Raw genomic sequence first — 13,464 nt, forward strand, 5'->3', positions numbered from 1 at the left:
AAACACTGTTCAAGTATGAGGATTCCGTGTAACCTGTTACAAATTGAACAAAAAGTGATGCCAGGAAGGTATTGATGCGCAAGGGTGCTTCCCGTTATGATGATATCGATTCCTTAGATTGGAAAATGACTATACGGATCAACGTATCCGTTCAACTTAGAGAGGATGATAGAAGTGATAACAACTATACCATTGTGGGACCATGCAGCACCTTATGCGGCCAAGGGTCATGAGGATGAAATGCCCCATCTGATTCCATTTATTCAGCCGGGTTCCGAGAGCGCTGTCATTATATGTCCGGGTGGGGGTTATGGATTTTTGGCCGATCATGAAGGAGCCCCAATCGCTGAATTGCTGAACCGTGCTGGAATTAGCGCATTTGTGCTGAAGTACCGTGTGGCGCCCCACCAGCATCCGGCACCCATGACAGATGGTCAGCGTGCGATTCGTTATGTACGGGCTCATGCCGAGCAATATGGCATTCAACCTTCCAAAATTGCCGTACTTGGTTTCTCGGCGGGCGGTCATCTTACAGCCACGTTGGGAACCTTGTATGACGAGGGTCAACCAGATCACGAGGACCCTATTGAAAGGGAGAGTTCACGCCCGGATCGGGTTATTCTTTGTTATCCGGTAATAACGATGGACTCCTATGGACATGCCGGTTCTCGTGAAAATCTGCTTGGGTCAGATGTGTCTGCTGAACAGATCAAGGCTTTCAGTGCAGAGCAGCAGGTGAAAGCAGATGCTCCTGAAGCATTCATCTGGCATACGAGTGATGATCAAGCGGTCCCTGTAGAAAACAGTTTGCGTTACGCGCTTGCTCTGGGTGCACACGGCATTCCTTATGACTTGCATGTATTCGAAAAAGGTTCACATGGTCTGGGATTGGCAGAGGATGATCATGCCGTTCGGGCTTGGTCTGATCTGTGCCTGACCTGGCTTAAGAATCAAGGGTGGTAACCCGGCACTTGGCTGATCTATGTCTTTCCTGAATATGAAATGTGAATACGAGTGATCTCACATATTTTAACGCTTATGAGAGCGAAGGAGAAAACGACAATGAAATTGCAAAAGAATGATAAGCTGCTTTTTATCGGAGATTCAATCACAGATTGTGGCCGTGAACATCCTGTTGGTGAAGGGAGTTCTGGACTGGGGCACGGCTATGTGGCGCAAGTGTATGCCTTGCTGCGTTCCATCTATCCGGAATTGATGCTGCGGATTCAGAATGTGGGTAATAGTGGGAATACAATCCGGGATTTGAAGCAGCGCTGGGACCGTGATGTGCTTGATCTCAAACCGGATTGGCTAACGATTATGATCGGGATCAATGATGTATGGCGTCAATTTGACAATCCGTTATCCACAGAATCGCAAGTTTTTCTGGAAGAGTATGAATCCACACTACGAGATCTGGTTGCTTCTGTTCGTCCTGGGTTGAAAGGACTTGTTCTGATGTCTCCTTATTATTTGGAAGCCAATCCGGAAGATCCGATGCGGGCTACGATGGATATATACGGTGAGGCTGTTCGTAGAGTAGCCGCTGAAAATGACGCCATTTTCGTGGATACACAGGCTGCATTTACTCCATTCTGGGATCATTTCTATACGTCTGTGCTGACTTACGATCGGGTTCATCCCGATGCAACAGGCCATATGGTGCTTTCCAAAGCGTTCTTGGATGCCATTGGTTTCGAATGGTCAGGCGGCGTCAAATCTTAAAAAGGACGTGATGGCATGAGCGATTTGAACATTGCAGTACATACCCCGGCACTGTTGGGCGAAGGTCCTAGCTGGGATGCTGAACACAATCGATTATTATGGGTGGATATTGAAAGCTACAAGATCCATGTATACGTTCCAGCTACAGGAGAAGATCGGACTTATGATGTTGGCGAGCATGTAGGTGCGGTTGTGCCATACCATGATGATGAGGTTGTCGTTGCTTTGCGCAGTGGCTTCCACAGCTATAACTTGCTCACGGGAGAGTTACAGCCGATTGAAGATCCGGAGAAAGGCAAGGACAACAACCGTTTCAATGACGGGAAGTGTGACGCTCTTGGACGCTTCTGGGCAGGGACGATGAGCATGAACAATGAAAGCAAGGCAGGGGCATTTTATTGCCTGGAGGAAGGACAGCCTGTTCGAACGTTGTTCAGGGATGTATCCACATCCAATGGTTTGGGCTGGAGCCCGGATCAACAGAAGATGTATTACATTGATACGCCGACACGATCCATTGACCGTTTTGATTTTGATCTGGCTGCTGGAGAGATAACGAACCGGACAAGTGTAATTGCTATACCGGAGGAATTTGGCTATCCGGATGGAATGACTGTAGACAGTGAGGGAATGCTGTGGGTTGCCCACTGGGGCGGAGGAAGAGTTACTCGCTGGAATCCGCATACAGCAGAGCTGATGCAACAGATTGAGGTACCTGCAGATCAGGTGACATCCTGCTGTTTCGGAGGGCCGGAGTTGGAGGACTTATATATTACGACTGCCCGAATCGGTATTCGAGAAGAGCGGCTGACGGAGACGCCGAATGCTGGATCTCTATTTGTAATTAAACCGGGTGTGAAAGGGCAGAAAACCTACGCTTTTGGCGGGGGAGCACAGTCGGATACCGAATAAATGAAGGACATAGTGTTACTAGAATTTTGTTCTTCGTCTATAAAATATTTATCAATGGAGAAGGGTGCTGTTTAAACAGCATCCTTTTTTTATGTTTTCAAAAGCGATATGCAGAAAAAAATACAAAAAATAGAATTTGGGCAGAAGGGGTTTTTTAATTGCCATCGAATGTTATTTATTGCAAGGTTAATCCAATGAATGGTAATCAAAATTGATTTATGAAAGCGTTTTATAAAAATAGAGAGGAGGTGGGGCTGGTTGCCTGTTCCAATGCATTAAATGTCTGACACTGCACTCATCAACATGATGACACAGCGGGGTTTACCGGATGCGATGAACATATTGAAGAGGAGGCTAAGTAATTATGAAAACGTTTTTGGGAAAGCTGCGGGTGATGAGTTTGACGATTGCTGTTGCAGCAGTTTCGTTGGGAGTACTCGTTGGAACAACAGATGCGGCACCGAATGATTCATACCAGTGGAAAAATGTCGTGACCGGGGCTGGTGGGGGTTTTGTGCCGGGGATTATTTTCAATGAGTCAGAGAAAGATTTGATCTATGCCCGGACGGATATTGGGGGAGCCTATCGCTGGAATCCTGCGAATGAGAGTTGGATTCCACTCACCGATTTTGTTGGCTGGGATGATTGGAACAAAAACGGTGTCGATGCGCTGGCAACAGACCCGGTTGATCCGAATCGAGTGTATATGGCTGTCGGCACGTACACGAATTCATGGGACAAAAACAACGGCTCCATCCTGCGCTCTACGGACCGCGGTGATACTTGGCAGACCACCACTCTTCCGTTCAAAGTCGGCGGTAACATGCCGGGACGTTCCATGGGGGAACGCCTGACCGTTGATCCGAATAAAAATAGCATTTTGTATTTTGGTGCACGTAGTGGCAACGGACTCTGGAAAAGTACGGATTACGGCGTAACCTGGAACAAAGTAACGAGCTTCCCGAATCCCGGTACGTATGTAGAAGACCCGTCTTATGAATATACCAGTGACATCGTGGGTCTTTCTTGGATCACGTTTGACAAATCAACAGGTTCTGCTGGACAGGCAACACAGACCATCTATGTCGGGGTAGCCGACAAAAATCAAAGCATATACCGCAGTACAAATGGAGGCGCAACGTGGACTGCTGTTGCTGGACAGCCTACAGGGTATTTACCTCATCACGGAGAACTGGATGCCAATGGAAATCTCTATATTTCATACAGCGATGGTGCAGGCCCTTATGATGGGGAAAAGGGAGACCTCTGGAAACTAAATACGACTACAGGGGTATGGACCAACATTAGTCCAGTGCCGAGCAGCAGCTCGGACAATTATTTTGGATACGGCGGACTGGCTGTAGATGCTCAGCATCCTGGTACACTGATGGTGGCGACCCTCAACTCTTGGTGGCCTGACGCGAATCTGTTCCGCAGTACGGACAGTGGAGCTACTTGGACCCGCATTTGGGAATTTGAAGGATATCCAAACCGTAAAATGCGCTATACACAGGATATTTCGGCCGCTCCTTGGTTGACCTTTGGGACGAATCCTGCACCGCCTGAAGTTTCTCCAAAGCTGGGCTGGATGATTGGCGATCTGGAGATTGACCCGTTTGACTCTGACCGCATGATGTATGGAACAGGTGCGACCATCTACGGCACGAAAAATCTGACAGACTGGGATGACGGCAACAAAATCAATATTTCAGTGATGGCCAAAGGGGTCGAGGAGATCGCGGTTCTGGATCTGATCAGCCCGCCAAGCGGTGCACATTTGTTAAGTGGGGTAGGGGATGTCTCGGGATTCCGTCATAACAATCTGGATCAGTCACCAGCTACGATGTTTACCAGCCCCAACTACTCTTCTACGGAAAGTCTGGATTTTGCAGAGTTAAGTCCGAATACCATGGTTCGCGTTGGTAAAGCAGACTATACTGCTGATCCGAATGCAAAATCCATTGGTTTATCCAGCGATGGTGGGACCACGTGGTATAAGGCAAACGCAGAGCCTGCCGGTACAACCGGAGGAGGAACCGTAGCTATCTCGGCAAATGGTAATCGACTTGTATGGAGCACGTCGGACAAGGGTGTGCATTATTCCACTGGCGGCAACTCATGGACAGCGAGTTCAGGTATTCCCGCACAGGCAAAAGTGATCTCCGACCGGGTGAATCCGAACAAATTCTATGGATTTGCTGCCGGTAAAGTCTATGTGAGCACCAATGGTGGTGCCTCCTTCACTGCATCTGCGGCAACTGGGCTTCCGGTAGAAGGTAATGCAGATCTGGATGCTGTTCCAGGAACGGAAGGCGAACTTTGGTTTGCAGGCGGCAGTGAAGAGGAAGGGCCATATGGTCTGTGGCATTCCACCGATTCAGGAGCGACCTTTACCAAGATTGCAAATGTGGAGGAAGCGGACAGCATCGGTTTTGGTAAAGCGGCACCTGGGCAGAACGTGGTCGCGCTGTACACGATTGCTAAGATTGATGGAACACGTGGATTTTTCCGTTCCGATGACGGCGGGGCGAATTGGGTACGGATTAACGATAATCAGCATCAATATGCACGTGTGACCACGATTACAGGTGATCCACGTTTGTATGGAAGAGTGTATCTGGGTACGAATGGACGAGGCATTTTATATGCTGACCGTATTGGTGGGAACAATGGCGGTGGAGAAGGTGGAGGCGAGACTCCGGTGAACAGTTCGGCCATCACACCAGTGAATGCGGAATTTGATAAAAATACAGGCAATCAGGTAGATATTCCTGTAACGTTGACACTGAACGGAAACACTTTTAGTGCAATACGTAATGGCAATACAACGCTGGTTTCAGGTACGGATTACACATTATCGGGCAATCAGGTCGTGTTGAGTAAAACCTATCTGGCTTCTTTGTCCAAGGGAAGCGCGGCGTTAACCTTTCATTTCAATGCAGGCAATGATGCGATCCTAAATCTGACGATCAAAGACACGACGGCTGTACCCGCAGGAGCCATTCGAATTGAGATGTTTAATGGAACGACTTCAGCAACGGGGAACTCCATTAATCCTAAGATCAAATTAACGAATACAGGTACTTCGGCCATTAATCTTTCCGACGTCAAAATTCGTTACTATTATACGATCAATGGCGCTCAAGCCCAAAACTTTTTCTGTGACTGGGCAACAGCTGGAAACGACAATGTTACAGGGGCGTTTAGCGCGCTGTCGACCCCAGTGACCGGAGCAGATTCCGTGCTGGAGATTGGCTTCAAAACTTCTGCGGGTTCATTGGCAGCGGGGCAAAGTACTGAAATTCAGGCACGGTTCTCCAAAACAGACTGGACCAACTACACTCAGACGGATGATTATTCGTTTGCTCCAAGTCAAACAGCCTATACTGACTGGAACAAAGTAACGGGATATATTGCCGGAAGTCTTCAATGGGGTATCGAACCTTAGACCTGAACTTGAAATGAAAGTATGACTTAATTTAAACGTATATCGATAAGAAGTCCTGGCTCGCCGAAAATGATTCATGGCGGGCCGGGGCTTCTTATTTTGTCGAAATATAGTGTACACTAAAGTGAGTTTCCGTTAGCATTTTGCATTATTCGAATCAACTCACTCCCGGGTACAAGATAAAGACGAATAGATGCATTTCGATCTATATCTTGCTGATTAAAAGTCGCTCTATGGATTTATGCAAAATGCCTACCATTGCTTAAACGTTCATTTTGAGATATAAAAAGAAGTACAAAACTTTTAAATTAATGTAACCGCTAACACGGGGAAGCCATTCTATCCGATATATGATGGTATATCTTGAACAGACATAGAAGAAAGATTAGACAAGGGGGTCAAGGGTCATGAACCGGTTGTGTAAGGTGCTGATTGTTGACGATGAGTTTCTTGTAAGGCAAGGCATTAAGCACCATATGAACTGGGAAGCTGAAGGTTTTCAGATTGTAGGTGAAGCTTCCAACGGGGAAGAAGGGCTTGAACAGGTACACTCATTACAGCCGGATATTGTCATTACGGACATCGTAATGCCTGTGATGGATGGGGAAACATTTGTCCGGACGTTAAAAGCCAGTCATCCGCAGATTGAGGTTATCGTACTTAGCAGCTTCAGTGAATTTGAATATGTACGTTCAACGCTCCAAAATGGAGCAGCAGACTATATATTGAAACCGAAACTGGATACTAATGAATTATTACAAGTACTTCAGCGTACGGCTGGCAAAATTCCCGAATTGCAGTTTGAGCCTTCTCATGATGGGTGGAGGCTCGGACAACTGATGGAGAAAATGCTGTCCGGTTTTACGTTGGATGAGGATAATGAGTTGCTTATGATTAGGGAGACGTTTCCTCACCGATGCTTCCGCTTACTCGTATATAAGCCGCAGGATACACAAGTACGTGTGCACAAGCTGGATAACGAGCAATTGGAGTCCAAGTTACGGGATCTGCTCCCCGACGTGGAGTGCGCAATCGTTCCGGCCGAAGGTACCTCGCCAGTGGTGCTCCTTAATGTTGAGTCTGCGAAGGATGAATGGATGGTGCAGCGAATTAAGGAGTTGGCGAGCGAGAATAAGGACGGGCAGGACGGACCTTGCTGGGTGCTGAGCGACAGCTTCTCTTCATTTGAAGAGATGGGGGACGTATATCGAACACGTCTGATCAAGCTAATGGAGTATCGCTTTTATTATGAGGACCGATCTATTCTGGTGTATGGCGAACTTCCGCCTCTTCACCCTGCAGGATATCAGTTCAATGTGAACATGTTTTTGCAGCATGTGAAGCGAAATCGAACAGAAGCCGCAAGAGAATATTTGCAGGAGCATGCCCTTACGTTGGGGCGGGATTATATTGCGGATGTGTTTGAAATTAAGTCCTTTCTGGGCAATCTGATCTTTAACGTGACCATTACCTTGGCTGATATGGATGTGCAGTCCGCTGCACTGGAAGAGAGCAAGTATGCCTATTTCAAACATGTGGATGGCGCCTCTAGTCTAACAGAAGCGATGAATGTGCTGGATCAGTTCATGGCTGAGGTACAGGAGTGCACGACTGGAGAGGGCGCAAGACGAAGTGATCCGAATATGAAAATGCTGCTGGAATATATGCATCAGCACTTTGATCAGCCACTCGGACTTGCCGAAGTAGCCAAGCATTTTCATTTTAATCCATCGTACTTGTCCAGTTATTTCTCTTCACACAAAAAAGAAGGCTTTAACGAATATTTGAATAAAATTCGGATAGAAAAGGCAGAGGAACTGCTCCGCTCAGACGATGTTACCATTTCCGAAATTAGCAGCATGGTAGGGTATTCCGACCACAGTTACTTTTGCAAAGTGTTCAAAAAATTTACCGGACTGTCACCGAGCCGATACCGGCGAAAATTCTGGGCATAACGTCAGAAGGAAGAACTAAATGAAGAAATGGATGAATGCATTCTCAAGGCTTGGACTTTTCCCAAAACTGTTCCTCGTTATGTTCGTTAGCATCATTCTTGTCTCCGTGCTCATTCTATGGACATCGATTCATATGTCGACCAAGCTGTTTACCGAGACGTTCAGTATTACGAACTCCAAGGTACTTAGCCAGATCAAAACGAACTTTGAATCCTTCAACGATGCGATTGCTGCTGTATCCAATAATGTTAGCCAAAGCGGGGCAATTCGTGGTTATCTGTCTGAGGGGGAGGGTGACTCCCTCACGATGGCAAAATCCTACTATAATATGAGAGAAACGATGGACCGGATTCAATCAATTACGGAGTCCTATGAAGTTGGTATAACGATTAGCGGTATTAATGGGCGTACGTATTCCACCGATCGATCTCATCTTCGTTTATCAGCAGATGAATTGAAAGAGCAGCCGATTACGCTGGAAGCAGCGGCCAGTCCGAACCGGATCATTTTTGACGACTATCAGACGAATGATGAGACTGCCCAGCAGATGATCTCAGCGACCAAGGCATTGACGGATCGTGCTGAAAACCGACTCTATGGTACGTTGTATGTCACCATGAGAGAGAACGCATTTCGTCAGTTCTATAGCAGTTTCACGAGCAGGGGCAACGATGTGGTTATCCTGAATGATGCGGGTGAGATTGTATCATCCAATCGTGAAGAGTGGATCGGCACCACTCAACTCGAATTGCTGACCTATGCCAGAGAAATGAATAACGAAAGTGTAAAAGGTGTAAATGCGCGGGTCATGGATCAGGACAGTGTGGTATTGTCCGAGTACTTACCATTTTATCGGTTTTATATCGTAAATGTGGTCGATAAGGATCTCGCGATGGGGCAGCTGATTGACATGAAGACGATTGCTCTGATCTGTGCAGCCATTGTAGCCGGAGCGCTCATACTCGTGTTCCTTATTACGAATCAGATCACCAAGTCGCTGCGCCGACTTGTGAAGCAGATGTCCAATATAACCAAAAGTGATCTGGACAACTATATTCCAGTCAGTGGAAGTTATGAGAGTCGACAGTTAGGTCACGCCTATAACTACATGCTGGACGAACTTCATGACTATGTGGATCAGCTGGTACTTACACAGCGGGAGCAACGAAATGCAGAGCTGGCGGCGCTGCAAAGCCAGATTAATCCTCATTTCCTGTACAATACCCTGGCTTCCGTGAAAGTCCTGGTTCAGCAAGGCAACAAGGATAGGGCTGCCGAAACCATTAATGCGCTGATCTCCTTATTGCAGAATACGATTAGTAACGTGAGTGAGACGATAACGGTGGAGCAAGAAGTCGAAAACCTGAAAAACTATGTATTCATTAATCATGTCCGATACGGAGGGCGCATTAAAGCAGCCTTCTACGTAGCTCCGGATTGTACACATTATCATGTACCCAAACTGGTGATTCAGCCCTTTATCGAGAATGCCTTCTTCCATGGATTCATTTCCAAGGAAACAGGCACCATCCATGTGATGGTCTCCAGAGCCGGAGAGTCATTGATTTGCGAGATTATGGATAACGGGGACGGGATAGAAGGATTCTCCATGGGTGAGTCGCTGCCCAATCCGAAGAATAATCGGCAATTGTTTAGTGGTATTGGTATCCGGAATGTACATGATCGCATAGAGCTATTGTACGGGGCACCTTATGGTGTAACCATAATGAGCAAACCGGGAGAGGGAACAAGGGTTACTGTTACACTTCCGTTGATTACGAGCTAATAATAGCTTTTGAGTGAATACAAGGTCGTTATTTTTATGAAAAGGTGGCTTTATAGAAGGTCTTCCTGGGTTGTCGATGACAACACGGGAGGGCCTTTTTGGTGCTCAGAGCGTAAGGATTCAGCCCAGACTTGTAAAATATTCAGATTAAAAAAGTACAAAATCAAAAGAAATTACAAAAAAACAAATTAAATGCAAGCGGTTTCTGTAAAGGTTTTCATTGAGGCAATAAGATGACAAATCAACACAAAATTATTACTAACGAATGAAGATTTGGGAATGATAAGATGAATTCATCGAGAGCAAACGCTTTCAGAAAACGCAAACAAATTACACACAAAGAGGTCGAAGGGGAGTTGAATCGTTTGAAAAAAATGTGGGTACTGATGCTCGTTACTGTCCTGCTGTTGTCTGCATGTTCTTCCGGTGGTGGAGGGAACAAGGCAAGTGAGGGTGAAAAAACCTCTAATGAAATTACGATCTGGGCTTGGGACAAAGCGTTTAACGTCGCTGCATTAGAAACAGCAAAAGAAGCCTATCAAAAACAAAATCCTGATCTGAAAATCAACATCATTGAATATGCTCAAGCTGACATTATCCAAAAGCTGAATACAGGTTTGAACTCGGGAACAAGCAGCGGCCTTCCGAACATTGTTCTGATTGAAGATTACCGTGCACAAAGTTTCCTGAACGCTTACCCTGATGCATTTAAAGATATGTCCTCTACAATCAAAGCTTCCGATTTCGCAGAGTACAAACTGGGACCAACCGCTTTTGATGGCAAACAGTTTGGTGTTCCGTTTGACTCTGGTGTAACAGGTCTCTACTACAGAACAGATTTGCTGGAGCAAGCAGGCTACAAAGCAGCTGACCTTCAGGACATCACATGGGATGATTACATCAAAATCGGTAAAGATGTGAAAGCCAAAACTGGCAAAGATCTGATCACACTTGATCCTAACGATTTGGGTCTGATCCGTATGATGATTCAATCCGCAGGTTCATGGTATTCCAAAGAAGATGGTAAAACACCTGATCTGGCTGGCAATGCAGCACTGAAAGAAGCATTTGTAACGTACAAAGCAATGATGGATGCAAATATCGTTAAGTTGAACTCCGACTGGAGCCAATTCGTGGCAGCATTCAACAATGGTGATGTTGCTACCATTCCTACAGGAAACTGGATTACACCATCCGTGCGTCAAGAAGCATCGCAATCCGGCAAATGGGCGGTAGCACCACTTCCTAAAATGGCTGGACAATCGAATTCTGTACACGCATCGAACTTGGGTGGCAGCTCTTGGTACGTCATGAATAATGTTGCTGGTGCAGACCAAGCTGCTGACTTCATGGGTAAAACATTCGGTTCTGATAAACAATTGTATCAAGATTTGCTGAACAACATTGGTGCGATCGGCACGTACAAACCGGCGGCAGAAGGCGAAGCATTTGATAAAGCCGACGAGTTCTTCGGTGGACAAAAAGTGTTTGCTGACTTTGCAAAATGGACGCAAGAAATCCCTAGCGTAAACTACGGTATCAACACATATGCCATCGAGGACATTCTGGTTGTTGAAATGCAAAACTTCCTGAACGGCAAAGCGATTGATGACGTTCTGGCTGATGCACAGAAACAAGCTGAAGCACAATTAAACTAAGATGATCCACGGTAACTTATAGAACCCAAGGAAGCATCGGAGCCGTTCCACTGTCTGGCACAAGCAATAGCCGACCCGGACATGGTGGAGGCTCCCTGGGTTCTATCCATGTTACACGGAGAGAGAGGAGCCGCACTGTGAAAGCCAAAGCCATGAATACAGGAGACAGTCTGCAAAAGAAAAATAATTTGACTGGATGGGCTTTTATATCGCTCGCTGTTATCGGGATCGTTGCATTTTACTTTTATCCGATGCTGCAAGCGCTGCTCTTATCGTTCAAGTCGGGTGTAGGAGCCAATCTTGAATTTACGGGCCTAGCTAACTATAAAAGATTATTCATTGATACAACGTTCCGTACTGCCGTATCCAATACATTTCTGTACTTGATTATTCAAGTGCCTGTCATGATTATTCTCGGTTTGTTTATTTCCGTTTTATTGAATGACAGTACGTTGCGCTTCCGTAGCTTCTTCCGTACTGCTATCTTCCTACCTTGCGTAACCTCATTGGTTGCCTACTCTGTCGTATTCAAATATCTGTTCTCTTCTGACGGAATGGTTAACCAATTCCTGATGAATCTGCACGTGATTGCTGAACCGATTCAATGGATCACTGACCCGTTCTGGGCTAAAATTACGATTATAATCGCCGTTACTTGGCGTTGGACCGGATATAACATGATTTTCTATCTGTCATCTCTTCAGAACATTGATCAGTCGATCTATGAAGCTGCACGGATTGATGGCGCGAATGCTTTCACGCAATTTTTCAAAATTACCGTTCCATTGCTCAAACCGATTATCCTGTTCACCTCCATTACATCGACGATTGGTACATTACAAATTTTCGATGAGATTATGAACATCACCAAAGGTGGTCCGGGTAATGCGACGATGTCCATCTCCCAGTACATCTATAACCTTTCGTTTAAATATTCACCGGACTTCGGATATGCGGCAACCGTTTCGTATTCCATCGTGCTGATGATTATCGTATTGTCCATTATCCAGTTCAAAGTGGCAGGTGAGAGAAATGGCTAAAGCAAAACGTATATTCACATATGTCTTCTTGTCCATCGTTGCATTTGTGTCCATCTTCCCATTCTTCTGGATGCTTGTCAGTTCGACCAATGCTTCTGTTGATGTCACCAAAGGCAGACTGCTTCCTGGATCGGCTTTCCTTGATAACTTCAACAAATTGCTGGATTCAACCAATCTGGTACAGGCTCTTGGAAATTCGGCGATTGTTTCCGTTATTTCCACGATTCTTGCTTTGCTGATTGGTTCCTTGGCCGGTTATGGATTCGAAGTATATCGGACGAAATCACGTGATATCGTATTTAACATTCTGTTGCTGTCGATGATGATTCCGTTCGCAGCGCTGATGGTTCCTTTATACCGGATGTTTGCTACGATCTCTGGTTTTGCACCGTTCATCGGTATCAACACCATGGCCGCAGTTATTCTGCCGACCATCACAACGGCGTTCCTAATCTTCTTCTTCCGTCAGAACACCAAAATGTTCCCGAAAGAGATGCTTGAAGCTGGCCGGATTGATGGTTTGAGCGAAATTGGGATCTTCCTGAAGATCTACATGCCAACGATGAAAACAACATATGCAGCCGCTGCGATCATCACATTCATGAGCAGCTGGAATAACTACCTGTGGCCTCTCGTGGTGCTGCAAACGCCAGACCAACAGACGATTCCGTTGTTAATCTCGAACCTCGGTTCCAGCTATTCACCGGATTATGGTGTCATCATGACCGCCATCGTCATCGCGACATTACCGACAGCCATTGTATTCTTCATTATGCAAAAACACTTTGTCGCAGGTATGGTTGGTTCCGTTAAGTAATGCATCATCATTAAACCGTCTGAATGGACGTCAATGTAGAAGAGGAGAGAAGAGGACGCCAGACATGGCGTGCCTCTGTCTTTCTGTTTGTTTATGTTTGTTTCGTAAAAGGAAAATAAGAAT

General features: G+C 46.0%; 9 protein-coding genes. All 9 read left to right on the top strand.

Going from position 1 to position 13,464, the window contains the following annotated elements; all coding sequences use genetic code 11:
* The first annotated feature begins 174 nt into the window (after window positions 1-174).
* Window positions 175-963 carry an alpha/beta hydrolase gene (locus BUA17_RS01075; RefSeq protein ID WP_083584542.1) on the top strand — a complete coding sequence of 263 codons (789 nt, stop codon included), beginning with the start codon at window positions 175-177 and terminating at the stop codon, window positions 961-963.
* 99 nt (window positions 964-1,062) lie between these two features.
* Window positions 1,063-1,725: an SGNH/GDSL hydrolase family protein gene (locus tag BUA17_RS01080; protein ID WP_063564684.1), complete on the top strand. Its 663-nt coding sequence runs from the start codon at window positions 1,063-1,065 to the stop codon at window positions 1,723-1,725.
* 15 nt (window positions 1,726-1,740) lie between these two features.
* Entirely contained in the window at window positions 1,741-2,637 is an 897-nt protein-coding gene (locus BUA17_RS01085; RefSeq protein ID WP_063564683.1) for an SMP-30/gluconolactonase/LRE family protein, read from the top strand.
* 394 nt (window positions 2,638-3,031) lie between these two features.
* Window positions 3,032-6,085: a X2-like carbohydrate binding domain-containing protein gene (locus tag BUA17_RS01090; RefSeq protein WP_280174352.1), complete on the top strand. Its 3,054-nt coding sequence runs from the start codon at window positions 3,032-3,034 to the stop codon at window positions 6,083-6,085.
* Window positions 6,086-6,492: 407 nt separating this feature from the next.
* Complete coding sequence (locus BUA17_RS01095; RefSeq protein ID WP_072732369.1) at window positions 6,493-8,040, top strand: response regulator transcription factor; 1,548 nt, start codon at window positions 6,493-6,495, stop codon at window positions 8,038-8,040.
* A 19-nt stretch (window positions 8,041-8,059) separates the two neighbouring features.
* Window positions 8,060-9,826, top strand: a complete 1,767-nt coding sequence (locus tag BUA17_RS01100; protein WP_064639102.1) for a cache domain-containing sensor histidine kinase — start codon at window positions 8,060-8,062, stop codon at window positions 9,824-9,826.
* 365 nt (window positions 9,827-10,191) lie between these two features.
* Complete coding sequence (locus tag BUA17_RS01105) at window positions 10,192-11,484, top strand: ABC transporter substrate-binding protein (RefSeq protein WP_072733437.1); 1,293 nt, start codon at window positions 10,192-10,194, stop codon at window positions 11,482-11,484.
* A gap of 152 nt (window positions 11,485-11,636) precedes the next feature.
* On the top strand, window positions 11,637-12,524 hold the full coding sequence (locus tag BUA17_RS01110) for a carbohydrate ABC transporter permease (protein WP_072733438.1): 888 nt from the start codon (window positions 11,637-11,639) through the stop codon (window positions 12,522-12,524).
* On the top strand, window positions 12,517-13,341 hold the full coding sequence (locus BUA17_RS01115) for a carbohydrate ABC transporter permease (protein WP_072732370.1): 825 nt from the start codon (window positions 12,517-12,519) through the stop codon (window positions 13,339-13,341). Before BUA17_RS01110 ends, BUA17_RS01115 begins: the two co-directional genes overlap by 8 nt.
* Window positions 13,342-13,464: the final 123 nt, after the last annotated feature.

Origin of the sequence: Paenibacillus sp. ov031 (assembly GCF_900143165.1) — a bacterium.
Lineage (GTDB): Bacteria > Bacillota > Bacilli > Paenibacillales > Paenibacillaceae > Paenibacillus > Paenibacillus marchantiae.

Excerpts from the sequence above, each read along its gene's own strand:
- BUA17_RS01085 (WP_063564683.1), top strand. The coding sequence starts at position 1,741 with ATGAGCGATTTGAACATTGCAGTACATACCCCGGCACTGTTGGGCGAA.
- BUA17_RS01095 (WP_072732369.1), top strand. The coding sequence starts at position 6,493 with ATGAACCGGTTGTGTAAGGTGCTGATTGTTGACGATGAGTTTCTTGTA.
- BUA17_RS01110 (WP_072733438.1), top strand. The coding sequence starts at position 11,637 with ATGAATACAGGAGACAGTCTGCAAAAGAAAAATAATTTGACTGGATGG.
- BUA17_RS01080 (WP_063564684.1), top strand. The coding sequence starts at position 1,063 with ATGAAATTGCAAAAGAATGATAAGCTGCTTTTTATCGGAGATTCAATC.
- BUA17_RS01100 (WP_064639102.1), top strand. The coding sequence starts at position 8,060 with ATGAAGAAATGGATGAATGCATTCTCAAGGCTTGGACTTTTCCCAAAA.
- BUA17_RS01115 (WP_072732370.1), top strand. The coding sequence starts at position 12,517 with ATGGCTAAAGCAAAACGTATATTCACATATGTCTTCTTGTCCATCGTT.
- BUA17_RS01090 (WP_280174352.1), top strand. The coding sequence starts at position 3,032 with ATGAGTTTGACGATTGCTGTTGCAGCAGTTTCGTTGGGAGTACTCGTT.